Source organism: Paracoccus ferrooxidans (genome assembly GCF_029909815.1).
Lineage (GTDB): Bacteria > Pseudomonadota > Alphaproteobacteria > Rhodobacterales > Rhodobacteraceae > Paracoccus > Paracoccus versutus.
Genome location: NZ_CP038198.1, coordinates 1,084,853 through 1,107,507, shown reverse-complemented (window position 1 = coordinate 1,107,507; position 22,655 = coordinate 1,084,853). Strand labels below are relative to the sequence as shown.

Sequence of the window (22,655 nt, the reverse complement as noted above, 5' to 3'; positions counted from 1 at the left end):
GACAGGATTATGAAAACTTTCATGAAAATTGCCGCGATCGGCGCCGTTCTCGCGCTGGCGGCCTGCGCCCGGCCGGCACAGGACATGCAGGTCCAGGATCCCTATGCCGGGGCGGGCGGCCTGGGCGGGGTGGGCGCGACCGCGCTGCCGGGCACGGCCGAATATTTCAAGGCCAGCGTCGGCGATACCATCCTGTTTCCGCTGGACCAGTCCACCCTGACCGCCGAGGCGCGGATGACCCTGGCCAACCAGGCCGGCTGGCTGAACCAGAACCAGGGCTTCTCGGCCGTGATCGAGGGCCATGCCGATGAGCAGGGCACCCGCGAATACAACCTCGCCCTGGGTGCCCGGCGCGCCAATTCGGTGCAGGAATACCTGATTTCGCAAGGCATCGCGCCGGGAAGGCTGCGCACCGTCAGCTATGGCAAGGAGCGCCCGCTGGCGATCTGCTCGACCGAGGAATGCTTTACCAAGAACCGCCGCGCGGTGACCGTGGTCAGCCCAGGGGCGGGCATGTGATGGCGGCTTGGGGTTTCAGGGGGCTGCTGCTGGCCGCCGGTTTCGCGCTGGCGGCCTGCCCCGCGGCGGCGCAGGATGCGCGGACCCTGGCCGACATCCGGGCCGAGCTGTCCCAGCTTTCGTCCGACCTGCAAAGCCTGCGCGCGCAGCTTGTCGCCTCGGGGCCTGCCGGTTTCGCGGCGGCGGGCGGCGACAGCGCCATCGACCGCATGAACGCGATGGAGGCGCGGCTGGCGCAGCTGACCGGCCAGACCGAGCAATTGCAGAACCGCATCGACCGCATCGTCCGAGACGGCACCACCCGCATCGGCGACATCGAGTTCCGCCTGTGCGAGATGGAGGAGGGCTGCGACCTGGGCAGCCTGACCACGCCGACGCTGGGCGAGCAGGGCGGATCGGCGCCCCTGCCGTCCTCGGACCAGCAGGGCGCGCTGGCGCAACCCAAGACCCCTTCGGCCGGGGCTGCCGCGACCGCGGCGGAAAAGGCCGATTTCGACCGGGCTCGGGAGGTGCTCGGTCAAGGTGACTTTCACCGTGCTGCGGAACTCTTCGCGGCCATTGCCGAAACCCATGCTGGCGGCCCGCTGACCGCCGAGGCGCTGTTCCTGCGCGGGGCGGCGCTGGATTCCGCCGGCGACCTGGAAGGTGCGGGCGTGGCCTGGCTGGAAAGCTTTGCCGCCAACCCGAACGGGCCGCAGGCGGCGGATGCGCTTCTGGGCCTGTCGCGGGCCATGTCCGCCAAGGCCGGCCCGCAGGAAGGCTGCTTCTATCTTCAGGAAATCATCGCCCGCTTCCCCGCCGCCCCGCAGGCGGCCGAGGCCGAGCGGCGCATTGCCGAGACTGGCTGCGACGCGCCGGCCGAGCCGCTGGACGAGGATCTGGACCCCGAGGCCGCCGCGGACATGGCGGATGACGGCTGAGCCGGTCGCGGCGCGGGTCCATGCCGCGCTGGACCATCTGGCCGGCACCCGCCCCGCGCTTGGTATTGCCCTGTCGGGAGGCGGCGATTCCACCGCCTTGCTGCACCTGGCCCATGGCTGGGGCCGCGCGCGCCTGCTGGCGGCGACCGTCGATCACGGGCTGCGCCCCGGCTCGGCCGCCGAGGCGCAAGAGGCCGGGCGGGCGGCCGCGGCCCTGGGCATTCCCCATGAAACCCTGCGCTGGACCCGCCGGGACGGCGGCAACCTGATGGCCGCCGCGCGCGAGGCGCGGCTGGGCCTTCTGGCCGATTGGGCCGGGCGGCACGGCCTGTCCGCCGTACTTCTGGGCCATACGCTGGACGATCAGGCCGAAACCGTGCTGATGCGCCTGAACCGGGGTGCTGGCGTGGACGGGCTTTCCGCCATGGCCCCCGCGCGCGAGGCTTTCGGCGTGACCTGGTTGCGCCCCCTGCTCGACGTCGGCCGCGCCGAACTGCGGCAATGGCTTGCGGCGCGCGGGCTCGGCTGGGCCGACGATCCCTCGAACGAGAACGAGGGATTCGAGCGGGTGCGTGTGCGCAAGACCATCGCCGCGCTGGACCTGCCGATGCGGCAGCTGGCGCAATCGGCGGCGAATCTCGCCATGGCGCGCGATGCGCTTTGCGCCTTCGCCGCGCAGGTGGCCCAAGGCGCGCGAAGCCGCGCCGGCTCGCTGGCATTGCCGCTCGACCCCTTTCGCGCCGCGCCGCTGGAGATCCGGCGGCGGCTTCTTGTCGCAGGGCTGCGCTTCGTTTCTGGTGCCGCCTATCCCCCCCGGCGCGAGGCGGTGCTGCACGCGCTGGCGGCGCTGGAAACCGGCGCGCGCCTGACGCTGGAGGGCGTGATCGCCGAGCCGCGGGACGGGTTCCTGTGGCTGGTCCGCGAACCGGCCGCCGCCGCCCGCAGCCCCGCCGCCGAAGGTGCCGATGCGGTCTGGGACCGGCGCTGGCGCGTGGACGGCCTGCGCGCGGGCCAGCAGGTGCGCGCGCTTGGCCATGACCCGCTGCCGGGGCTGGACTGGCGCGGCGCCGGCCTGACGCGGGACGAGGCGGCCTCCAGCCCCGGCATCTGGGCGGGCGGGCGGCTGATCGCGGCGCCCGTGCTGCGGCCGGTGCCGGATTGCGGCGCAAAGCCGCTGCGCGGGATGGAGGAATTCGGCGCGCTGCTCTATACGCATTGAACCTGACGCCGGAATCCCTATTTTCAGGCGGAAGCCTGTTTACCCGCGGAGGACATGCCTTTGGGCAACGCGCGCAATATCGCCTTCTGGGTGGTGCTGTTTCTGATGATCCTGGCCCTGTTCAACCTGTTCAGCGACGGATCGGCCCAGATGAACAGCCGCCAGATCAGCTATTCCGATTTCATCCAGCGGGTGGAAAAGGATGAGATCACGGCCGTCACCATCGACGGCGAAAACGTCGGCATCATCGCCAAGGACGGCAAGCAATATGCCACCGTGCGGCCGCAGGGCGAAGAAATCGCGGACCGGCTGATCGGCAAGGGCGTCGAGGTCAAGGTCGAGCGCCAGCAGCAATCGGGCTTCATGTCGCTCCTGGGCGTCTGGCTGCCCTTCATCTTGCTGATCGGCGTCTGGATCTTCTTCATGAACCGCATGCAGGGCGGCGGCAAGGGCGGGGCCATGGGCTTCGGCAAGTCGCGCGCCAAGCTCCTGACCGAAAAGCACGGCCGCGTGACCTTCGACGACGTGGCCGGCATCGACGAGGCCAAGGAAGAGCTGGAAGAGATCGTCGAATTCCTGCGCAACCCGCAGAAATTCTCGCGCCTCGGCGGCAAGATCCCGAAAGGCGCGCTGCTGGTCGGCCCGCCCGGCACGGGTAAGACGCTGCTGGCCCGCGCCATCGCCGGCGAGGCTGGCGTGCCCTTCTTCACCATCTCGGGTTCGGATTTCGTCGAAATGTTCGTCGGCGTCGGCGCCAGCCGCGTCCGCGACATGTTCGAGCAGGCCAAGAAATCCGCCCCCTGCATCGTCTTCATCGACGAGATCGATGCGGTCGGCCGCGCCCGCGGCGTCGGCATCGGCGGCGGCAACGACGAGCGCGAGCAGACCCTGAACCAGCTGCTGGTCGAGATGGACGGCTTCGACGCCAACGAAGGCGTCATCATCATCGCCGCCACCAACCGCAAGGACGTGCTGGACCCGGCGCTTCTGCGCCCCGGCCGCTTCGACCGCCAGATCTATGTGCCGAACCCCGACATCAAGGGCCGCGAAAAGATCCTTGGCGTGCATTCGCGCAAGGTGCCGGTCGGCCCCGACGTGGACCTGCGCATCATCGCCCGCGGCACGCCGGGCTTTTCCGGCGCCGACCTGATGAACCTGGTCAACGAGGCCGCGCTGATGGCCGCGCGCATCGGCCGCCGTTTCGTGACCATGGAGGATTTCGAGAACGCCAAGGACAAGGTCATGCTGGGCGTCGAGCGCCGCAGCATGGTCCTGACCCCCGAGCAGAAGGAAAAGACCGCCTATCACGAGGCCGGCCACGCCATCGTCGGCCTGTCGCTGCCGAAATGCGACCCGGTCTACAAGGCGACGATCATCCCGCGCGGCGGCGCGCTCGGCATGGTGGTCAGCCTGCCGGAAATGGACCGGCTGAACTATCACAAGGACGAGGCCAAGCAGAAGCTGGCCATGACCATGGCCGGCAAGGCCGCCGAGATCATCAAATACGGCGAGGAAGGGGTGTCGAACGGTCCGGCCGGCGACATCCAGCAGGCGAGCGCGCTGGCCCGCGCCATGGTGATGCGCTGGGGCATGTCCGACAAGGTCGGCAACATCGACTATGCCGAGGCGCATGAGGGCTATTCCGGCAATACGGGCGGCTTCTCGGTCTCGGCCGCGACCAAGGAGCTGATCGAGCAAGAGGTCCATGACCTGATCGAGGAAGGCTATCGCGAGGCCTATCGCATCCTGAACGAGAAGCAGGAAGAGTTCGAGCGCCTGGCCAAGGGGCTCCTGGAATACGAAACCCTGACCGGCGAGGACATCGGCCGGGTGATCCGGGGCGAGCCGCTGGGCGGCGACGACGATGCGCCCGGCTCCTCGATCCCCTCGGTCAGCGCGATTCCGCGGGCGGGTGCCGCCAAGCCCGCGCCGGACGCCGCGCCCCAGCCGCAGGGCTGAGACGCCCCGGTCGGAAACAGGAAAGCCCCCGGATCGGCTCCGGGGGCTTTTTCATCGGCGAGGCCTGCGAGGGCCGGGAAAGATGCGGCGGGTCAGAACAGCAAAAGCGCGACCGCGCCCAGCGCGAGGCCCAGGCCGAAACCCAGGTTGATGACAAGGCTTGCTGGTTTCATCCGGTATCCTTTCCAAAGCGGGGCGGCTCCTTTCCCCAGTTGACGGCAAAACGCCGATTCGGACCAAGGCGTTCCCTATTCGGCGGAAATCCGCCTATTGCCTGCGGCAATTTCGACACAGCCGGGGCTTGCACCGGACGGCGGGGCAGGGCATGGGACGGGATATGAGCCGCCCCGAACCCGAACTGCCGCCAAACTCTGCCATGCCCGAACTGCGCGCGCGCATCGATGCGCTGGATGCGCGGCTGGTGGCGCTGCTGGCGGAACGCTCGGCGCTGATCGACGAGGCGGCGCGGATCAAGCTGCGCGAGAACCTGCCCGCCCGCATCGACAGCCGCGTCGAGGAGGTCGCCGCCAATGCCCGCCGGCTTGCCCTGCGCCAGGGGCTGGATCCCGACCTGGCGGAACGGCTGTGGCGGGTGATGATGGAGCATTTCATCGCCCAGGAGGACCGGGTGCTTTCCGATCCCCGCCGCGACTAGGCTGCCGCCTGAACCGGATTTAGCCGATGATTCCGGTGCCTCAGGGCGGTAGCAGGTCGCCAGCGGAGGGGGCACTCAAGGGCCAAGCCGGTGTGCTGCGAAGGCGGATCAGTCCCGAGATCTGCGTAGCCGCCGATAGAATTCCGCTGTCCCTTGCACTCCATCGTGGCGCGGCAGGGCCTTTGCGATGTCACGACCAACCCCCAAAAACCGCCGCAAGCACCTCTGCCACTTCGCGCCAAACGGCCGCCGGGGCCGTCGGCCAACACTCACCGGGGCCGTAAGGGTCCGGGGAATGCCCATTGTGCCGGTGATGAAGCGTGCCGGGGGCTTTGCCCCCGCGCGTTCCGCGCTCCCCCAGGATATTTGTCCACGAAAGAAGCCGGGGGACGATTGGCCCGTTCTTTCGTGGACAAATATCCTGCGGGGGTCCGGGGGCGCAAAGCCCCCGGCTGCGACATTGCCCAGGCTGGACAAGGGGCATTCTCAGACCGGGATCATCGTGCCCTGGAGCATGGCGACATGCTTGCGCCTGTCCCCGGTTTCAGCCCAGACATCGGCGGCGACCACCAGGATGCGGCGGCCGGGGCGGATCACCCTTCCCTCGGCCACCAGCCGGTCCCCGGTCGCGGGGGACATCAGGTTGATCTTCATCTCGACCGTCATCACCTCGGCCTCCTCCGGCATCAGCGTCAGCGCGGCATAGCCTGCCGCCGAATCGCCGATCGAGAAGGCGAGGCCGGCATGGCCCGCGCCATGCTGCTGCAGCGAGCCGGGCAGGATCGGCGCGGCGATGGCGACCTGGCCGGGCCCGACGCTTTCCAGCCGCGCGCCCAGGGTGCGCATCATGCTCTGGCGGTCGAAACTGGCGCGGATGCGACTTTCCAGGTCATTCATCGAACAGGCTCTCCTGCGTGCGGGGGGCGTCGAGGCCCAGGTGGCGCCAGCCCAGCCGCGCCAGCATGCGGCCGCGCGGCGTGCGGGCGACCAGGCCCTGCTGCATCAGGTAGGGCTCGATCACCTCCTCGATGGAATCGCGGCTTTCCGACAGCGCGGCCGAAAGCGTCTCGACCCCGACCGGGCCGCCGCCGTAATGTTCGGCCATCAGCGTCAGGTAGCGCCGGTCGGCCATGTCGAGGCCCAGGTGATCGACGCCAAGCCGGGTCAGGGCGGAATCGGCGATCTGGCGGGTCAGCCTGCCGTCGCCCTCGACCAGCGCGAAGTCCACCACGCGGCGCAAGAGCCGGCCGGCGATGCGGGGCGTGCCGCGGGCGCGGCGGGCGATCTCGCGCGTGCCCTCGGGTTCCGAGGGGATGCCCATCAGCCGGGCGCTGCGGGTCACGATCAGGTCCAGTTCCTCGATGGTGTAGAACTGCAGCCGGGTCGGGATGCCGAAGCGGTCGCGCAGGGGCGTGGTCAGCAGGCCCAGCCGGGTGGTGGCGCCGACCAGGGTGAAGGGTTGCAGCTCGATCCGCACCGTTCGCGCCGCCGGGCCTTCGCCGATCACCAGGTCCAGCTCGAAATCCTCCATCGCCGGATAGAGGATCTCCTCGACCGCGGGGTTCATGCGGTGGATCTCGTCGATGAACAGCACGTCGCGGGCTTCCAGGTTGGTCAGGATCGCGGCCAGGTCGCCTGCCCGCGCCAGCACCGGGCCGGAGGTCATCTTGAAGTTCACCCCCAGCTCGCGCGCCATGATCTGCGCCAGGGTGGTCTTGCCGAGGCCGGGGGGGCCGTGGAACAGCGTGTGGTCCATGGCCTTGCCGCGCATCCGCGCGCTTTCGATGAAGACGCGCAGATTCGCCCGCGCCTCGGCCTGGCCGACGAAATCCTCGAGCCGCTGCGGGCGCAGCGCACGGTCCTCGCCGTCGCTTTCCAGCGGTTCGGGGCGCAGCATCGGGTCGGGCTGGCTCATCTTGCGCCCCAGGGGCCGGCGCCCGTGCCTGCGGCCATGGCTTGCAGCCGGGCGATGCGTTCCTCGGTCGGGGGATGGGTGGCGAAGAGCCGGTCCATGCGCAGCGCATGCAGCGGGTTCACGATGAACAGGCTGGCCGCGGCCGGGTTGCGCTCGGCCGGGATGTTCACCACCTGGCCTGCGGCGCGCGAGATCTTGGCCAGCGCGCCGGCCAGCGCCATCGGCCGGCCGCAGATCTCGGCGCCGATGCGGTCGGCCTCGTATTCGCGGGTGCGCGAGATCGCCATCTGCACCAGCGCCGCCGCCAGGGGCGCGAAGATCATCGCCAGGATCGCCGCCAGCCCGCCGCCGCGATTGTCGTCGCGCCCGCCGAACATGCTGGAAAACATCAGCATGTTGCCCAGCATGGCGATGGCGCCGGCCATGGTGGCCGTCACCGTCATGACCAGCGTGTCGCGATGCTTGATATGCGCCAGCTCATGCGCGATCACCCCGGCCAGCTCCTCGCGGTTCAGAACCCGCATGATGCCCTGCGTCACCGCGACGGCGGCGTTTTCCGGGTTGCGGCCGGTGGCGAAGGCATTGGGCTGCTCGGTTTCCAGCACATAGACCTTGGGCATGGGCAGGCCGGCCCGCTGCGCCAGCGCCGCCACCATGTCGACCAGTTCCGGCGCCTGCTGGCGCGTGACCGGATGCGCGCCCTGCTGGCGCAGCACCATCTTGTCGCTGTTCCACCAGGCGAAGACATTGCCCGCCCCGGCGACCACCAGCGCGATCACCGCGCCGCCCTGGCCGCCGATCAGCCAGCCCATGCCCATGACCAGCGCCGTCAGGGTGGCCATCAGGATGAAGGTGCGCAGGTTTCCGGTCATCGTCCTTACTCCTTGGGCGCCAGCAGCCGCAGGGCCGCGCGGATCAACGCCGCGGGCGGCGCGGCGGGTTCCCGTGCCGCGGCCTCGGCCACCGCCGAGGCGGCCTCGGACGGAGCATAGCCCAGATTCCCCAAGGCCGAGAGCGCATCCGCCGTCGCCTGCGCCGAGGAGGGCGCCGAATGCGCGGGGGCGGGCGCGGGGGCGGCGGTTTCGACCAGCTCGACCTCGGGCAGGGGGCCGGGATCGACGGTCAGCGCGCCGCCAAGCGCCATCACCGCCGGGGCCTTGTCCTTCAGCTCCATCACCACGCGCTGCGCCAGTTTCGGGCCGACGCCGGGGGCCTTGCGCAGCGCCGACCAGTCGCCAAGCGCCAGCGCCCGCGACAGCCCGTCGGGCCCCAGCGTGCCCAGGATCGCCAGCGCCACCTTGGCCCCCACCCCCTGCACCGAGGTCAGGAGCCGGTGCCATTCCTTTTCGAGAAGCGTCGGAAAGCCGAAAAGCTGCAGCAGATCCTCGCGCACCAGCAATTCGGTATAAAGCGCCGTTGCCTGCCCGGCGGGGGGCAGGCTGGCGGCGGTGCGTTCGCTGACATGGACGATATAGCCCACGCCGCGCACGTCGATCAGCACATGATCCTGCGCCCGGTGCAGGATCACTCCGGCGATGCGTCCGATCATTCCCCGTCCCTCATGCGCTGGCCTTGATGCGCAGGGCGCGGCCCTGCAGGTGATGGGCGTGGCAGATCGCCACGGCCAGCGCGTCCGCCGCGTCCGGCCCGGCGAATTCGACGCCGGGCAGCATGAAGCGGACCATGTGCTGGATCTGTTCCTTGGCGGCATGGCCGACGCCGACTACGGTCTTCTTGACCGCGTTCGGGGCGTATTCGCCGATCTCCAGCCCCGCCTCGGCCGGGGCCAGCAGGGCGATGCCGCGCGCCTGGCCCAGTTTCAGCGTGCCCAAGGCGTCCTTGTTCACGAAGGTCTGCTCGACGGCGGCGGCATCGGGGGCGTGCCGGGCGATCACCGCGCAAAGCCCGCGGTAAAGCGCGGCGAGGCGCGGCCCCAGATCGCCCGCCTCGGAATGGACGATGCCGTTGTCCAGGTGCCGCAGGCGCGGCCCCTCGACCGCGATCACCCCCCAGCCCATGTTGCGCAGGCCGGGGTCTATGCCGATGATCTTCATGCCTGTTCCCTTGTTTTGATCCAGCGTTAGCACGAAAGGCGAACATCGCCTAGTTGCTTTGTCATTCGCTTGACATCCCGGCCCCCCGCCGCGAACAGAGGGGCACGAAAAGGGGACGAGGGACAATGTCGCCAGCACTGATCGCCGCGCTTCCGTTCATCGGGGCGCTGCTGCCCGGATTGCTGATCCGTTCGGGACGCGATGTCGCGGCCATCTCTTGCGCGACGGCGACGTTCATCGCGCTTCTGGGGCTTTGCCTGCATATCCCGGCGGTCATGGCGGGCGAGGTCGTCACGGCGCGTTTTGAATGGCTGCCCTCGCTGGGGCTGAACGCGAATTTCCGCATCGACGGGCTGGGCCTTCTGTTCGGCATCCTGATCCTGGGCATCGGCCTGCTGATCATCGCCTATGCGCGCCATTACCTGTCGCGCCAGGATCCGGCGGGGGTGTTCTACACCTACCTGATGCTGTTCCAGGGCGCGATGCTGGGCATCGTGCTGTCCGACAACATCCTGCTGCTGCTGGTGTTCTGGGAGCTGACCTCGCTGTCGTCCTTCCTGCTGATCGGCTACTGGAAGCACCTGCCCGAGGGGCGGCAGGGCGCGCGCATGGCGCTGACCGTGACCGGCATGGGCGGGCTTGCCATGATCGCGGGGATGATGATCCTGGGCAATATCGCCGGCAGCTTCGACATCACCGACATCCTGCAGGCGCGCGAGGCGATCCAGGCCAGTCCCTATTACCTGCCCGCGCTGCTGCTGATCCTGCTGGGGGCATTCACCAAATCGGCGCAGTTCCCGTTCCATTTCTGGCTGCCGCATGCGATGGCGGCGCCGACGCCGGTTTCGGCCTATCTGCATTCGGCGACCATGGTGAAGGCGGGGCTGTTCCTGATGGCGCGGCTGTGGCCGGTGCTGTCGGGCACGCCGGAATGGTTCTATATCGTCGCCACCACCGGGCTTGTGACCATGGTGCTGGCGGCCTGGATCGCCATCTTCCGCGACGACCTGAAATCGCTGCTGGCCTTTTCCACCGTCTCGCACCTGGGCCTCATCACCATGCTCCTGGGCTTCGGCACCGAGGCGGCGGCGGTGGCGGCCGTGTTCCATATCGTCAACCACGCCACCTTCAAGGCGGCGCTGTTCATGACCGCCGGCATCATCGACCACGAGGCCGGCACCCGCTCCATCGCCCGGCTGGGCGGGTTGCGCCGGCTGATGCCGATCACCTTCGTCATCGGCACCGTGGCGGCGCTGTCCATGGCCGGCATCCCGCCGCTCAACGGTTTCCTGTCAAAGGAGTTGATGCTGGAACAGGCCACCCATGCCGCGTGGCAGGGCCATCCGGGCCTGGTCGCGGCGATGGCCACGCTGGGGGCGCTGTTCTCGGTCTGCTATTCGCTGCGCTTCGTCTGGCAGGTGTTCCTGGGCCCCGAGCGCCAGGATTACCCGCACCGCCCGCATGATCCGGGTTTCGGCCTGTGGTCCGCCCCGGCGCTGCTGGCGGTGCTGGTGGTGCTGATCGGGCTGTTTCCCGACCCCATGGCCGGCTGGCTGGTCGCGGCCTCGGCCAGCGCCGTCACCGGCACGGCGCAGCATCCGCATCTGGCGCTGTGGCATGGCGTGACGCCGGCGCTGATGCTGTCGGCCGTCGCGCTGGCGGGCGGGGTGGCATTGCTGGCGCTGAACCGCCGGCTGCTGGCCCTGCGCGCGGCAATGGCATGGCCCGAGGCCAAGGCGATCTTCGATGCCATCACCCGCGCAGTCACCTGCGCGGCGGGCTTCCTGACCGACCGGCTGACGAACGGGTCCATGGCGCGGGCCTTTGCCGCCTTTTCCCTGACCGTGGTGCTTTGCGGGCTCTGGGCCTTCTCGACCGGGGGGTGGCAGGGCGCGACGCGGCCGATGCTGCCCATCCAGCCGGTGCCGCTGGTCGGCTGGGTGCTGCTGATGGTGGCGACCTGCTGCATGGTCGCCTTTCACCGCCGCCGCATCCTGGCGCTGGTGCTGGTCGGCATCATCGGGCTGATGGTCTCGGTCAGCTTCATCTACCTGTCGGCCCCGGACCTGGCGCTGACGCAGATCTCGGTCGAGGTGGTGACGGTGGTCCTGCTGCTGCTGGCGCTGAACTTCCTGCCCAAGTTCACCGTGATCGAAAGCCCCGACCGCAAGCGCGGCCTGGACGCCTTCATCGCCACGCTGACCGGGCTGGGCTTTGGCGCGCTGGCCTATGTCATCATGCGCAGCGACTTCGCTTTTTCCCCGATCTCGGAATACATGCTGGCCAACAGCTACAAGCTGGGCGGCGGCGACAACGTGGTCAACGTGATCCTGGTGGACTTCCGCGGCTACGATACCTTCGGCGAGATCACCGTGCTGGGCATCGCCGCGCTGACCATATTCGCCCTGACCGAGACGCTGCTGGCCGGCGCCAGCGGCCGGCGGCTGCGCAACTGGGTCCATGACAGCCGCCGCGCCGGCGACCGCCATCCGCTGATGCTGGTGGTGGTGACGCGGCTGGTCCTGCCCATCGCGCTGGTGGTGGGGCTTTATATCTTCCTGCGCGGCCACAACATGCCGGGCGGCGGCTTCGTCGCCGGGCTGGTGGTTTCGGTGGCGCTGGTGTCGCAATACATGGCCTCGGGCTTTGCCTGGGCGCAGGAGCGGCAAAAGATCAACTATCACGCGCTGATCGGCGCCGGCGTCATCGCCGCCGGGCTGACCGGCATCGGCGCCTGGTTTGCCGGGCTGCCCTTCCTGACCTCGACCTATGGCTATGTGAAGCTGCCGGGGCTCGAGGAGTTCGAGCTGGCCTCGGCGATGGGCTTCGACCTGGGCGTGTTCCTGTGCGTGGTGGGGGCGGTGATGCTGGCGCTGAACTCGCTGTCGCGCATCGCGCGGACGGCGGGCGAGACGGTGAACCTGCACCCGATGGACATCGACCCCAGCAAGGAGGCGCGGCGCTGATGGAACTGCTGCTGTCAAGCGCGATCGGCATGCTGACCGCGGCGGGGGTCTATCTGATCCTGCGCCGGCGCAGCTTTGCCGTGGTGCTGGGCATGACCATGCTCAGCTATGCCATCAACCTGTTCCTGTTCTCGACCGGGCGGCTGGTGGTGAACGCGCCGCCGGTGCTGCGGGACGGGGCGGCGAGCTATACCGACCCGCTGCCGCAGGCGCTGGTGCTGACCGCCATCGTGATTTCCTTCGGCATGACCGCGGTGGTGGTGATGATGGCGCTGGGTGCCTTCCTGGAAGGGGGAGACGACCGCGTGGACATGCCGCGCGCCGACCGCCTGCCGGCCGATTCCCTTTCTGCCGATCGCATGTCCGGGGATGGTGACGCATGAGCCACCTGATCATCGCCCCCGTCGTCCTGCCCGCGGTCATCGGGCCGCTCATCATCCTGTGGATGCGCCACGACCTGCTGCTGCAGCGGGTGTTCTCGGTCGCCGCGACCGCGGCGCTGGCCGGGGTTGCGCTTTACCTCAACCTGCTGGCGGCGGGCGGAGAGGTGCAGGTCTATCGCCTGGGCAACTGGGCCGCGCCCTTCGGCATCGTCTTGATGCTGGACCGGCTGGCGGCGCTGATGCTGCTTCTGACCGCGCTTCTGGCGCTGGCGGTGCAGCTTTACGCCATGGGCTCGGGCTGGGACCGCAAGGGCCGGCATTTCCATGCGCTCTGGCAGTTCCAGCTGATGGGGATCTGCGGCGCCTTCCTGACCGGCGACGCCTTCAACCTGTTCGTGTTCTTCGAGATCCTGCTGATCGCCAGCTACGGGCTGATGATCCACGGCGGGGGCGAGATGCGGCTGCGCGCCGGCGTGCAATACATCGCCTACAACCTCGCCGGCTCGACCCTGTTCCTGGCGGCGCTGGGGGTGCTCTATTCCGTCACCGGCACGCTGAACATGGCCGACATGGCGCTGCGCGTGGCGGCTATGCCGGCCGAGGACACGGCGCTCTTGCGCGTCGGCGCGGTGCTCTTGATGCTGGTCTTTGCGATCAAGGCGGCGCTGGTGCCGCTGCATTTCTGGCTGCCCTCGACCTATGCCAATGCGCCGGGGCCGGTGGCGGCGCTGTTCGCCATCATGACCAAGGTGGGGGTCTATGGCATCATCCGCTTCTTCACCCTGGTCTTTCCGCAGGATGCGGTCACGCAAAGCGTGGTGGCGGACCTGCTGCTGCCCGCGGCGCTGTTCACCCTGGCCATCGGCCAGGTCGGCATCCTCGGCACCCGCCACCTGGGCCGGCTGGCCGCCTTCGCCGCCATCGGCTCGATCGGCACGCTGATGATCGCGGTGGCGCAGTTCACGCCGCAAGGCACCTCGGCCGCGGTCTATTATCTGGTCCATTCGACGCTGGCGGCCGGCGCGCTGTTCCTGGTCATGGACATGATCGGCGCGCGCCGTGGCGACCTGTGGCTGCGGCTGGACCGGGTGATGCCGGGCAACGGGCTCGTCGCGGCGCTGTATTTCGTCGCCGCCATCGCCGTGGTGGGGATGCCGCCCTTCTCGGGCTTCGTCGGCAAGCTCTTGGTGATGCAGGCGACCGGGGGGGCGCCGGCGATGGTCTGGATCTGGGCGATCATCCTGATCACCTCGCTGGTCGCGATCTATGCCCTGTCGCGGGCCGGCACCATCCTGTTCTGGAAAAGCTTCGAGCTTGGCTTGGCCCCCGTTCCGCCTGCGGCAGCCGCGGCTGGCCCCAAGCTGGAGCCGGACGAGCCGGTCCAGGATCTCAGCGATGCGCCGGCGAACTGGCTGGCGGTGGCCTCGGTGGTGCTGCTCCTGTCGGGCATCGTCGCGCTGACCGCATTCGCCGGCCCCGCCATGCGCCTGGCCGAGGCGACGGCGGCGCAGCTTCACGACCCCGACGCCTATGTCTCGGCCGTGCTGGAAGGGCAGGAGGGCACGAAATGATCCGCCGGCTGTTCCCGCATCCCTGGCTGTCCTTCACGCTGGCGCTGGTCTGGATGGCCCTGGTCAATCGCTGGGCCGTGGGCTCGCTGGTCTTTGCCGCGATGATCGGCGTGGTGGTGCCGCTGGTCACCGCGCCCTATTGGCCCGGCACGAACGGCTATCGCGCGCCCTCCAGGATCCCCGCCTATCTGGCCATGGTGCTGTGGGACATCGCCAAGGCGAATTTCACCGTGGCGCGGATCGTGCTGTTCATGCCGCGCCGCGCGCTTCGGCCGGCCTGGATCGCCGTGCCGCTGGACCTGCGCCACCCCGAGGCGATCACGGCCCTGGCCGCGACCATCACCCTGACCCCCGGCACGGTCAGCTGCGACCTGTCCGAGGACGGGCGCGCCCTGCTGGTCCATGCCATGCACGCCCCCGACCCGGAGGCGGTGCTGGACGAGATCAAGACCCGCTACGAGGCCCGGCTGAAGGAGATCTTCGAATGATCGGATACGCGCTGCTCCTCGCCTATGGCTGCTTTTCGCTGGCGCTGCTGTTCTGCCTTTACCGGGTGGTCTTCGCGCCGGGTCTGTCGGACCGGGTGCTGGCGCTGGACACCATGGCCATCAACATGATCGCGCTCCTGACGCTGTTCGGCATCGACAAGGGCACGACGATGTATTTCGAGGCCTCGCTGATGTTCGCCATGGTCGGCTTCATCTCGACCGTGGCCTATGCGAAATTCGTCCTGCGCGGCGACATCATCGAATAGGGGATGGGCATGATCGCGGAAATCATCGTCTCGGTCCTGCTGGTGCTGGGCGGGTTCTTCGGCCTCGTCGGCTCCTACGGGCTGGTCAAGCTGCCCGACCCGATGACCCGGCTGCACGCGCCGACGAAATCGGCGACGCTGGGCGTCGGGGCGGTGCTGGTCGCCTCGCTGATCTGGTTCCCGGCGCGGCACGGGGTGCTGACCTGGCACGAGTTGCTGATCACGCTGTTCCTGTTCCTGACCGCGCCGGTCACGGGCTATTTCATCGCCAAGGCGCATATGCACCTGGGCTGGAGCCGCGACGACCTGCCCCGCCCGGCGCCCGGCAAGGACTGGGCGACCTTCTGCGACCCGGACAAGGAAAGCCTGGTCGACCGGCAGCCGGGGGACTAGCCAGGCGGCACGCTTGCTGGGGGCTTTGCCCCCGCGCGTTCCGCGCTCCCCCAGGATATTTATCCACGAAAGAAGCCAGGCGAGAAAGCCGGTGTGGCCGCTTCTTTTGTGCTTAAGTATCCTGCGGGGGTCCGGGGGCGCAAAGCCCCCGGCTGCGCCGGTCCCGCCGGTCCGGCCATGAAAAAAGGGCGGAAAGCCCGCCCCCTCTCGTTCCGGCCTGATGCGCGGTTCAGATCAGCCCGGCGTGGGCCAGCGCCGCGTCGACGCGGGCCTTGGTCGCATCGGTCAGCCCGACCAGCGGCAGGCGCACGGCGTCGCTGCAAAGGCCCAGCCGCGACATGGCGTATTTCGCGCCCGCTACCCCCGGCTCCAGGAAGATCGCCACATGCAGCGGCATCAGCTTGTCCTGGTAGTCTAGCGCGCGGGCGTAGTCGCCCGCCAGCGTCGCTTCCTGGAACGCGGCGCAGAGCCGGGGCGCCACGTTCGCCGTGACCGAGATGCAGCCGACGCCGCCATGGGCGTTGAACCCCAGCGCCGTCGCGTCCTCGCCCGAAAGCTGGACGAAATCCTTGCCGCAGGCCGCGCGCTGCATCGAGACGCGCTCGAGCTTGCCGGTCGCGTCCTTGACGCCGATGATGCGCGGCAGCCGGGCCAGTTCGCCCATGGTCTCGGGCGCCATGTCGATGACCGAACGGCCGGGGATGTTGTAGATGATGATCGGCAGGTCGCTTGCGTCGTGCAGCGCGGTGTAATGCGCGACCAGCCCGGCCTGGGTCGGCTTGTTGTAATAGGGCGTCACCACCAGTGCCGCATCGGCGCCCGCCGCCTGCGCGTGCTCCACCAGCCCGATCCCCTCGCGCGTCGAGTTCGAGCCGGCGCCGGCGATGACCGGGATGCGGCCGGCCGCCATGCGCACGACCTCTTCGATCACCTTGCGGTGTTCCTCATGGCTCAGCGTCGGGCTTTCGCCGGTGGTGCCGACGGGCACCAGCCCGTGGCTGCCCTGGTCGACATGCCACTCGACAAGCTTTTCCAGCGCGGGGAGATCCAGCTCCCCGTCCGGGGTGAAGGGCGTGACCAGCGCGGGCAGCGAGCCTCTGAACATGTGGGTATCCTGAATTTGCCTCTGATGGCGGCTTACATGCGGATGCGCGGATTGCCAAGGATGTGAGTTGCGCCGCGCGGCGGAACCTCGCAGAAATGGGGCCATGATGTATCCTTTCCGCGACAGGATCCTGGGGCCGGCACTGGCCCTTGCGCTGAGCTTCGCCCTGCCGGCCGGGGCCGAGGATGCCGGGCATCTGTCCCGCGCCCTGGCGGCGGCGGCGATGCGTGACTGGACCAGCGCCGCGGCCGCGGCCGAAGCCTCGGGGCCCATCGCCCGCGACCTGATCGCCTGGCAGCGGCTGCGGGCCGGGCAGGGCGGCTGGCCGGAATATCGCGACTTTGCCCGCCGGCATGCGGATTGGCCCGGCATGGCGCTGTTCTGGAAGCGCGGCGACGCGGTGCTGCGCCCCGACCTGCCTCCGGCCGAGGTGATCGAGTGGTTCGGCACCCGCCGGCCCGACACGCTGAACGGTGCCACGGCCCTGATCGTGGCCCTGCAGGCGACCGACCCCGCGGCCGCCAGGGCCGAGATCGCGCGGTTCTGGACCGAGCAGGCGCTGACCAAGCCCGAGGCCGACGCCTTTCTGGCCGCCCATGGCGCCGAGGTTGCCGGGCTGCACGATGCGCGGCTGATGCGGCTTCTGGATCTGGGTGAATGGCAGGCGGCGCAGGTGGTGCTGCCCATGGCCTCGGCCCCGGCGCAAGCCCTGGGCCGCGCCCGGCTGGCGCTGCAATCGGGGCAGGCCGGGGTGGATGCGCTGATCCTGGCCCTGCCCGAGGCGCAGCGGGACGATGCGGGCCTGGCGCTCGACCGTTTCCGCTGGCGGGTCTGGGCCAAGATGCCCGAACTGGCGCGCGACCTGATGCTGGAGCGCTCGACCAGCGCCGAGGCGCTGCGCGATCCCGCGGCCTGGGCCGGCAAGCGCGCCGATTACGCGCGCCTTGCGCTGCGGCAGGGCGACTGGACCCTGGCCGAAAGGCTGGCCGCCGGGCATTTCCTGCCGCCGGGCAGCGATGCCTTTTCCGACCTGGAGTGGCTGGCGGGCTATGCCGCGCTGCGCGGCGGCGCGGCGGACCGGGCGCTCCAGCATTTCCGCACGCTCGAGCGGGCGGTGGCGAGCCCGATCTCGCTGTCGCGCGCGCATTACTGGCAGGGCCGGGCGCTGGAGGCCGGGGGCGACGGGGCCGGCGCCGCGGCGGCCTATGCCCGTGCCGCCGCATACCAATCCGCCTGGTATGGCCAGCTGGCCGCCGAAAGGCTGGGCCTGCCGATGCAGCCCGCGCTGGCCGTCGCCGGGCGCAGCGCGGCCAGCCTGCCCGACTGGCGCGGCAGCCCGCTGCGCACCAACCCGGTCTGGCAGGCCGGCACCTGGCTGGTCGCGGCGGGCGAGCCCGACCAGGGCGCGCGCTTCTTCCTGCACCTGGCCGAGACCGCCGCGCCCGAGGACATCGGCCGCATGGCGCGGATGATGCTGGAGGTGCGGCAGCCCTGGCACGCGCTGCGCCTGGCCAAGGCCGCCGCCGCCAAGGGCGCGGTCTATCCGGCCGCCTATTTCCCGCTGACGGGCCTTGAGAACAGCGAGCTGGGCCTGCCGCCCGAGCTGGTCATGGCCATCGCCCGGCGGGAAAGCGAGTTCAACCATACCGTCTCTTCGCATGCCGGGGCGCTGGGGCTGATGCAGGTCATGCCCGACACCGCGCGTTCCATGGCGCGCAAGGTCGGCGAGCCCTTCGAACAGGCGCGGCTGACCCGCGACGCCGCCTATAACGCCCGGCTGGGCGCGGCCTATCTGGCGGGGCTGCGCGACCGCTTCGGCCCCTCGATCGCGCTGGTCGCGGCGGGCTACAATGCCGGGCCGGGGCGCTCGGCCCGCTGGCTGGACGAGTTCGGCGACCTGCGCGGGCAGGTCGATCCGGTCGATTGGGTCGAGATGATCCCCTTCGACGAGACGCGCAACTACGTCATGCGCGTGGCCGAGGCGCTGCCGGTCTATCGCGCCCGCATCAAGGGCCAGCCGGTGCCGCTGGTGCCGACATGGGATCTGACCGGGGGCGGCATGAAGCCCGCGCCGGCGCCGCCGCCGATCCGGCTGGTCGCCTCGTCCCGGCCGTCGATGCCGGCGCGCCGGCTGGTGGCCTATGCCGCGGGCGGCGTGCTGGCCGAGGTGCTGGGCCCGGCGCCGGTCGAGGAGGCCAGCGCCGCCCCGCTTAGCGCCGCCCGGCCCGCTCGCGCTGGCGAGCGCGCCACCAGGTGAACAGGCCGGCGCCGACGACGATGAGGCCGCCGAGGGCGACGTTCGGCGCCAGCGTCTCGCCAAAGATCACCACGCCAAAGAGGCTGACCCAGACGAGCTGGGTATAGGAGAACGGCTGCAAGGCCGAGGCCTCGGCCAGCTCATAGGCCTTGATGAGCATGAAATGCGCCACCACCGCCGCAAAGCAGAGCAGCAGGAGCCAGGGGATGTCGCGCCCGGCGATGGGCTCCCAATGCCAGATGCCGACCAGGGTGATGGCGACGGCCCCGGCGATGCCGGTCCAGAAAAAGCTGACCATGGCCGGATCGTCGCGCCCGACCATCCGGGTCAGCAGGCCATAGACCGCGAACATGGCCGCGCCGACGAAGGGCAGCACCGCATCGGCGCTGAAGACGCCGCTGCCCGGTTTCAGCACGATCAGGATGCCGACGAAGCCCACGGCGACCGCCGCCCAGCGGCGCCAGCCGACCTTTTCGCCCAGGACCGGCCCGGACAGCGCCGAGATCAGCAACGGGTAGCAGGCAAAGATCGCATGGGTGTTGATCAGGCCCAGCCGCACGAAGGCCTCGACCGTGACCACGACCTCCGCCACCAGCAGCACACCGCGGAATATCTGCGTCCAGGGCCGTTTCGAGCGGACGGCGCGGCCCAGTCCGCCCGGTGCCCGTGCGCAAAGCAGGATCACGAAGGCCGCGAAGAACCAGAAGCGCAGCATGATGACGAAGATCGGCGAATAGGCGGCGCCCAGATAGCGCGAGATGCCGTCCTGCGCCGCGAAGATCAGCGCCGAGGCACAGATCATCAGGATCGCCGCGCCCTGCCGTTCGGCGCGCGGCACGGCAAGCGGCGGCGGGACGGCAGGCGGGCTGGCTGCCGGGGCCATCAGCGGCCCCGTCTGGCGGTTGTTGGGCATTGCGGATATCCCAGTCTTGAGTTTCGCCCATGCCCTTGCACGCGGCAAAGGTCAAGCCGGGCTCAGTCGCGCTGACGCACCAATCCTGCGAACTCGTCGAAAAGCTGCGGGTTGGCGGCGACGATCGAGCCCGATTCGATCGCGCTCTGCTCGGGCCGGATCGATTCGACGAAGCCGCCGGCCTCTTTCACCAGCAGGATGCCGGCGGCCACGTCCCAGGACTTGATGCCACGTTCCCAATAGCCCTCGTAGCGGCCGGCCGCGACATAGGCGAGGTCCAGCGAGGCCGCGCCCCAGCGCCGGACGCCCGCGGTCAGCGGCATCAGCCGCGACAGGTCGCGCAGCGTCGCGGGCAGGGTGCCGCGCCCGGCAAAGGGCACGCCGGTGGCAAAAATCGATTCGATCATCTGCCGGCGGCCCGAGACGCGGATGCGGCGGTCGTTCAGGAAGGCGCCGTCGCCGCGCTCGGCGGTGAACAGCTCGTCCTTGGCGGCGTCGAAGACCACGGATGCGACGATCTCGCCCTTATGCTCCAGCGCAATCGAGACCGCCCAATGCGGCAGGCCGTGCAGGAAGTTGGTGGTGCCGTCCAGCGGATCGACGATCCAGCGCCGGGTCGGGTCTTCGCCGGCTTCCTCGCCGGTTTCCTCGCCGATCCAGCCGTAGTTCGGGCGGGCGGTGCGCAGCTCTTCCTTGATGATGCGCTCGGCCTCGCGGTCGGCGCGGCTGACGAAATCGCCCGCGCCCTTGACCGAGACCTGGAGGTTCTCGACCTCGCGGAAGTCCTTGACGAGGCTGCGGCCCGCCTTGCGCGCGGCCTTGATCATGATGTTGAGATTGGCGCTGGCCATGGCTTTTCCTTTTTGGGATTGCCAGCCTATTAGGCGAAGGGCCGCGCAAAGTGAAGCCGGCGCGGCGGTCAGTGCGTTGCGATCATGGCATAGCCGGGATGAAAGGCCACCCGGACCGAGGTGATGGCGCCCAGGTCGTTGAAGGTGGTGCGCTGCAGGATCAGAAGCGCGGTGCCCTGCCGCGTCTCCAGCAGCCGGGCGTCGCGGGCGCTGGCGTTCTCGGCCGAGAAGGCCATGTCGGCATGCAGCCAGGGAAAGTTCCTGACCAGCCATTCGTTGGCGGTGATGCGCTGGAAATCCACTGCCTCGGCCCCCGGCGCGGCGGCGGGGTTGATCCAGCGGTCCTCGGCCTGGAAGGGCTTGTCGTCGCCGTAATGCACGGTGCGCAGGTGGATCAGCTCGCGCCCCTCGGGCAGGGCCATGCGGGCGGCGACATCGGCCGGCAGCGGGCTGCGGCGCTGCGCGACGACGCGGTGGCTGTATTCCATCCCCGCCTGCTCGATCTGCTCGCGCACGATGGGGATGGTCAGCGTGGCCTTGCGCGCCGGGTTCACCGTCACATGGGTGCCGGCGCGGCGCTTGCGGTCCAGAAGCCCCTCTTCGGCCAGCATCTGCAGCGCCTTGTTCACCGTGGCGCGGGCGACGCCGAACTCGACGGCCAGTTCGGCCTCGTCCGGGATGCGGTCGCCCTGCCGCCATTCGCGGTCCACGATGCGGCGGCGCACCTCGCTGGTGATGGCTTGCGCCTTGGAGGCGTTTCTTTCGGTCACATGCGATCCTGAAGCCGGGCTATGGTTGCCAGATAATCGGCGATGATGCGGTCGCGGTCCATATGCCTGCCGTCCCGCACGACATGGCGGCCCGCCGACCAGACGTCGCGCACCAGCCCGTCATGGCCGGCAAAGACCAGGCTGTCGAGCAGCTGGTCGCCCTTGCGCCCGGCCATGACCGGGTTGTCCAGCCCGACCGCGACCAGGTCGGCCCAGAGGCCGGGCCGGATCGCCCCCGTCTCGCGCCCCGCCGCCGTGGCGCCGCCGTCGAGCCCGGCCTCGTAGATCACCCGCCCGGTCGAGCGTTCCGGCTGGGCCAGGATCGCCCGGCCGCGGTCGCGCAGGCGCTGGCTGTATTCCAGCGTCCGCAGTTCCTCGACCAGAGAGATGCGGATGTTGCTGTCCGAGCCGAAGCCGATGCGGCCCTGCGCCTCGGCCCAGATGGTGCCGTTGAAGATGCCGTCGCCCAAGGACGATTCGGTGATCGGGCACAGCCCCGCCACGGCGCCGGTGGCGGCAAGCCGGCGGGTCTCGTCCTCGGTCATGTGGGTCAGGTGGATCAGCGTCCAGCGCCGGTCGGGCTGGTGGTTGTCCAGCAGCCATTCGACCGGGCGGCGGCCATAGGCGGCGCTGATTTCCTCGATCTCGGGCAGCTGCTCGGCCAGGTGCATGTGCAGCGGCCGGCCGGGGCGCAGCGCGACGCAGGCTTGCAGGCCCTCGGGGCTGACCGCGCGCAGCGAATGCGGGGCGACGCCGATGCCCGAATCGGCGGGCAGGGCGCGCAGCGCGGCCTCGCAACCGTCCAGCAGGCGCTGGAATTCCTCGGGCGTGGTGCCGAAGCGGTTCTGGCCGGGGGCGAGTGGCCGGCGGTCCACGCCGCCGAACTGGTAATGCACCGGCAAGAGCGTCAGGCCGATGCCGGTGCGCCCGGCGGCGGCGGCGATGCGTTCGCCCATCTCGGCGATATTGTCGTAATGCGCGCCGCCGGGGCGGTGGTGCAGGTAATGGAACTCGACATTGGTGGCATAGCCGGCCTCCAGCATCTCCATCTGCACCAGCGCGGCGATCGCCTCGACATCCTCGGGCGTCAGGTGGTCGAGGAAGCGATACATGATCTGCCGCCAGGTCCAGAAGGTGTCGCGCGGCTCGGGGCCCTTCGCTTCGCTGAGGCCGGCCATGGCGCGCTGGAAGGCGTGGCTGTGCAGGTTGGCAAGCGCCGGCAGCAGCAGGCCCGTGCGATGGCCCTGCGGGGCGGCGTCCTTTTCCACCGCCGCGATTCGGTCCTGTTCGACCGTCACCCGGACATTTTCTGCCCATCCATCGGGCAACAAGGCCCGTTCCGCCCAGATAACCGTCATCCCGTCGCCCTTCTTTGTGCCAAAATAAGTTTAGACATAGAGATGAAATAAGTTTAGACATAGAACGACCGAGAAATCAATCCGGGATGCGAT

General features: G+C 69.5%; 22 protein-coding genes. 12 read left to right on the top strand and 10 right to left on the bottom strand.

Features of this window, described 5'->3' with window-relative positions; translation table 11 throughout:
* The first annotated feature begins 9 nt into the window (after positions 1–9).
* The 5 genes from pal (at position 10) to E3U26_RS05525 (ending at position 5,272) form a co-directional block, all read left to right on the top strand.
* Positions 10–519, top strand: a complete 510-nt coding sequence (gene pal / locus E3U26_RS05545) for a peptidoglycan-associated lipoprotein Pal (RefSeq protein WP_166435538.1) — start codon at positions 10–12, stop codon at positions 517–519.
* Positions 519–1,439: a tol-pal system YbgF family protein gene (locus tag E3U26_RS05540; protein WP_499105683.1), complete on the top strand. Its 921-nt coding sequence runs from the start codon at positions 519–521 to the stop codon at positions 1,437–1,439. Before pal ends, E3U26_RS05540 begins: the two co-directional genes overlap by 1 nt.
* On the top strand, positions 1,429–2,658 hold the full coding sequence (gene tilS, locus E3U26_RS05535) for a tRNA lysidine(34) synthetase TilS (RefSeq protein ID WP_214272387.1): 1,230 nt from the start codon (positions 1,429–1,431) through the stop codon (positions 2,656–2,658). The genes E3U26_RS05540 and tilS overlap by 11 nt, the downstream gene beginning before the upstream one ends.
* 60 nt (positions 2,659–2,718) lie before the next feature.
* Positions 2,719–4,617 carry an ATP-dependent zinc metalloprotease FtsH gene (gene ftsH / locus E3U26_RS05530; RefSeq protein WP_036752405.1) on the top strand — a complete coding sequence of 633 codons (1,899 nt, stop codon included), beginning with the start codon at positions 2,719–2,721 and terminating at the stop codon, positions 4,615–4,617.
* A gap of 337 nt (positions 4,618–4,954) precedes the next feature.
* The gene (locus E3U26_RS05525; protein ID WP_036752255.1) at positions 4,955–5,272 is read left to right on the top strand and encodes a chorismate mutase; all 318 of its coding nucleotides are present in this window, start codon (positions 4,955–4,957) and stop codon (positions 5,270–5,272) included.
* A gap of 486 nt (positions 5,273–5,758) precedes the next feature.
* Here the strand turns inward: E3U26_RS05525 and E3U26_RS05520 are convergent, their stop codons facing one another.
* Genes E3U26_RS05520 through ruvC form a run of 5 tightly spaced genes read right to left on the bottom strand, consistent with a single transcriptional unit; the run spans position 5,759 to position 9,241 of the window.
* Positions 5,759–6,169: a PaaI family thioesterase gene (locus E3U26_RS05520; protein ID WP_072461621.1), complete on the bottom strand. Its 411-nt coding sequence runs from the start codon at positions 6,167–6,169 to the stop codon at positions 5,759–5,761.
* Positions 6,162–7,187, bottom strand: coding sequence for a Holliday junction branch migration DNA helicase RuvB (gene ruvB / locus E3U26_RS05515; RefSeq protein WP_499105682.1), 1,026 nt, complete (start codon positions 7,185–7,187; stop codon positions 6,162–6,164). Before ruvB ends, E3U26_RS05520 begins: the two co-directional genes overlap by 8 nt.
* Entirely contained in the window at positions 7,184–8,059 is an 876-nt protein-coding gene (gene htpX, locus E3U26_RS05510) for a M48 family metallopeptidase (RefSeq protein WP_499105681.1), read from the bottom strand. The genes ruvB and htpX overlap by 4 nt, the downstream gene beginning before the upstream one ends.
* Positions 8,060–8,064: 5 nt before the next feature.
* On the bottom strand, positions 8,065–8,736 hold the full coding sequence (ruvA, locus tag E3U26_RS05505) for a Holliday junction ATP-dependent DNA helicase RuvA (protein ID WP_499105680.1): 672 nt from the start codon (positions 8,734–8,736) through the stop codon (positions 8,065–8,067).
* Between the two features lie 10 nt (positions 8,737–8,746).
* Positions 8,747–9,241 carry a crossover junction endodeoxyribonuclease RuvC gene (ruvC, locus tag E3U26_RS05500; protein WP_036752241.1) on the bottom strand — a complete coding sequence of 165 codons (495 nt, stop codon included), beginning with the start codon at positions 9,239–9,241 and terminating at the stop codon, positions 8,747–8,749.
* A 125-nt stretch (positions 9,242–9,366) separates the two neighbouring features.
* Between ruvC and E3U26_RS05495 the strand changes: the two genes are divergently transcribed.
* The 6 genes from E3U26_RS05495 to E3U26_RS05470 are packed head-to-tail and all read left to right on the top strand — an operon-like array spanning position 9,367 to position 15,308.
* Positions 9,367–12,207 carry a monovalent cation/H+ antiporter subunit A gene (locus E3U26_RS05495; RefSeq protein WP_449044237.1) on the top strand — a complete coding sequence of 947 codons (2,841 nt, stop codon included), beginning with the start codon at positions 9,367–9,369 and terminating at the stop codon, positions 12,205–12,207.
* Entirely contained in the window at positions 12,207–12,590 is a 384-nt protein-coding gene (locus E3U26_RS05490; RefSeq protein ID WP_036752235.1) for a Na+/H+ antiporter subunit C, read from the top strand. Before E3U26_RS05495 ends, E3U26_RS05490 begins: the two co-directional genes overlap by 1 nt.
* Entirely contained in the window at positions 12,587–14,161 is a 1,575-nt protein-coding gene (locus E3U26_RS05485; protein WP_499105678.1) for a monovalent cation/H+ antiporter subunit D, read from the top strand. Before E3U26_RS05490 ends, E3U26_RS05485 begins: the two co-directional genes overlap by 4 nt.
* Positions 14,158–14,649, top strand: coding sequence for a Na+/H+ antiporter subunit E (locus E3U26_RS05480; protein WP_072461616.1), 492 nt, complete (start codon positions 14,158–14,160; stop codon positions 14,647–14,649). The genes E3U26_RS05485 and E3U26_RS05480 overlap by 4 nt, the downstream gene beginning before the upstream one ends.
* Positions 14,646–14,915: a cation:proton antiporter subunit F gene (locus tag E3U26_RS05475; RefSeq protein WP_499105677.1), complete on the top strand. Its 270-nt coding sequence runs from the start codon at positions 14,646–14,648 to the stop codon at positions 14,913–14,915. The genes E3U26_RS05480 and E3U26_RS05475 overlap by 4 nt, the downstream gene beginning before the upstream one ends.
* 9 nt (positions 14,916–14,924) lie before the next feature.
* Positions 14,925–15,308, top strand: coding sequence for a Na+/H+ antiporter subunit G (locus E3U26_RS05470; RefSeq protein WP_036752398.1), 384 nt, complete (start codon positions 14,925–14,927; stop codon positions 15,306–15,308).
* A gap of 229 nt (positions 15,309–15,537) precedes the next feature.
* Here the strand turns inward: E3U26_RS05470 and dapA are convergent, their stop codons facing one another.
* On the bottom strand, positions 15,538–16,413 hold the full coding sequence (dapA, locus tag E3U26_RS05465) for a 4-hydroxy-tetrahydrodipicolinate synthase family protein (RefSeq protein ID WP_499105676.1): 876 nt from the start codon (positions 16,411–16,413) through the stop codon (positions 15,538–15,540).
* A 103-nt stretch (positions 16,414–16,516) separates the two neighbouring features.
* On the opposite strand from dapA, the gene E3U26_RS05460 reads away from it, so the two are divergent.
* Positions 16,517–18,670 (top strand): lytic transglycosylase domain-containing protein, encoded by a 2,154-nt coding sequence (locus E3U26_RS05460; RefSeq protein WP_499105675.1) that lies wholly within the window; start codon positions 16,517–16,519, stop codon positions 18,668–18,670.
* Here the strand turns inward: E3U26_RS05460 and E3U26_RS05455 are convergent.
* From E3U26_RS05455 to E3U26_RS05440, 4 genes are all read right to left on the bottom strand, one after another.
* Complete coding sequence (locus E3U26_RS05455; RefSeq protein ID WP_499105674.1) at positions 18,624–19,583, bottom strand: DMT family transporter; 960 nt, start codon at positions 19,581–19,583, stop codon at positions 18,624–18,626. The two genes, E3U26_RS05460 and E3U26_RS05455, sit on opposite strands and share 47 nt — an antisense overlap.
* A 62-nt stretch (positions 19,584–19,645) precedes the next feature.
* The gene (locus E3U26_RS05450; RefSeq protein ID WP_036752221.1) at positions 19,646–20,434 is read right to left on the bottom strand and encodes an inositol monophosphatase family protein; all 789 of its coding nucleotides are present in this window, start codon (positions 20,432–20,434) and stop codon (positions 19,646–19,648) included.
* A 68-nt stretch (positions 20,435–20,502) separates the two neighbouring features.
* On the bottom strand, positions 20,503–21,204 hold the full coding sequence (gene hutC / locus E3U26_RS05445) for a histidine utilization transcriptional repressor HutC (protein ID WP_036752217.1): 702 nt from the start codon (positions 21,202–21,204) through the stop codon (positions 20,503–20,505).
* On the bottom strand, positions 21,201–22,562 hold the full coding sequence (locus tag E3U26_RS05440) for a formimidoylglutamate deiminase (protein WP_214272395.1): 1,362 nt from the start codon (positions 22,560–22,562) through the stop codon (positions 21,201–21,203). The genes hutC and E3U26_RS05440 overlap by 4 nt, the downstream gene beginning before the upstream one ends.
* Positions 22,563–22,655 lie beyond the last annotated feature (93 nt).

Excerpts from the sequence above, each read along its gene's own strand:
- pal (WP_166435538.1), top strand. The coding sequence starts at position 10 with ATGAAAACTTTCATGAAAATTGCCGCGATCGGCGCCGTTCTCGCGCTG.
- E3U26_RS05540 (WP_499105683.1), top strand. The coding sequence starts at position 519 with ATGGCGGCTTGGGGTTTCAGGGGGCTGCTGCTGGCCGCCGGTTTCGCG.
- tilS (WP_214272387.1), top strand. The coding sequence starts at position 1,429 with ATGACGGCTGAGCCGGTCGCGGCGCGGGTCCATGCCGCGCTGGACCAT.
- E3U26_RS05525 (WP_036752255.1), top strand. The coding sequence starts at position 4,955 with ATGAGCCGCCCCGAACCCGAACTGCCGCCAAACTCTGCCATGCCCGAA.
- E3U26_RS05520 (WP_072461621.1), bottom strand. The coding sequence starts at position 6,169 with ATGAATGACCTGGAAAGTCGCATCCGCGCCAGTTTCGACCGCCAGAGC.
- ruvB (WP_499105682.1), bottom strand. The coding sequence starts at position 7,187 with ATGAGCCAGCCCGACCCGATGCTGCGCCCCGAACCGCTGGAAAGCGAC.
- htpX (WP_499105681.1), bottom strand. The coding sequence starts at position 8,059 with ATGACCGGAAACCTGCGCACCTTCATCCTGATGGCCACCCTGACGGCG.
- ruvA (WP_499105680.1), bottom strand. The coding sequence starts at position 8,736 with ATGATCGGACGCATCGCCGGAGTGATCCTGCACCGGGCGCAGGATCAT.
- ruvC (WP_036752241.1), bottom strand. The coding sequence starts at position 9,241 with ATGAAGATCATCGGCATAGACCCCGGCCTGCGCAACATGGGCTGGGGG.
- E3U26_RS05495 (WP_449044237.1), top strand. The coding sequence starts at position 9,367 with ATGTCGCCAGCACTGATCGCCGCGCTTCCGTTCATCGGGGCGCTGCTG.
- E3U26_RS05490 (WP_036752235.1), top strand. The coding sequence starts at position 12,207 with ATGGAACTGCTGCTGTCAAGCGCGATCGGCATGCTGACCGCGGCGGGG.
- E3U26_RS05485 (WP_499105678.1), top strand. The coding sequence starts at position 12,587 with ATGAGCCACCTGATCATCGCCCCCGTCGTCCTGCCCGCGGTCATCGGG.
- E3U26_RS05480 (WP_072461616.1), top strand. The coding sequence starts at position 14,158 with ATGATCCGCCGGCTGTTCCCGCATCCCTGGCTGTCCTTCACGCTGGCG.
- E3U26_RS05475 (WP_499105677.1), top strand. The coding sequence starts at position 14,646 with ATGATCGGATACGCGCTGCTCCTCGCCTATGGCTGCTTTTCGCTGGCG.
- E3U26_RS05470 (WP_036752398.1), top strand. The coding sequence starts at position 14,925 with ATGATCGCGGAAATCATCGTCTCGGTCCTGCTGGTGCTGGGCGGGTTC.
- dapA (WP_499105676.1), bottom strand. The coding sequence starts at position 16,413 with ATGTTCAGAGGCTCGCTGCCCGCGCTGGTCACGCCCTTCACCCCGGAC.
- E3U26_RS05460 (WP_499105675.1), top strand. The coding sequence starts at position 16,517 with ATGATGTATCCTTTCCGCGACAGGATCCTGGGGCCGGCACTGGCCCTT.
- E3U26_RS05455 (WP_499105674.1), bottom strand. The coding sequence starts at position 19,583 with ATGCCCAACAACCGCCAGACGGGGCCGCTGATGGCCCCGGCAGCCAGC.
- E3U26_RS05450 (WP_036752221.1), bottom strand. The coding sequence starts at position 20,434 with ATGGCCAGCGCCAATCTCAACATCATGATCAAGGCCGCGCGCAAGGCG.
- E3U26_RS05440 (WP_214272395.1), bottom strand. The coding sequence starts at position 22,562 with ATGACGGTTATCTGGGCGGAACGGGCCTTGTTGCCCGATGGATGGGCA.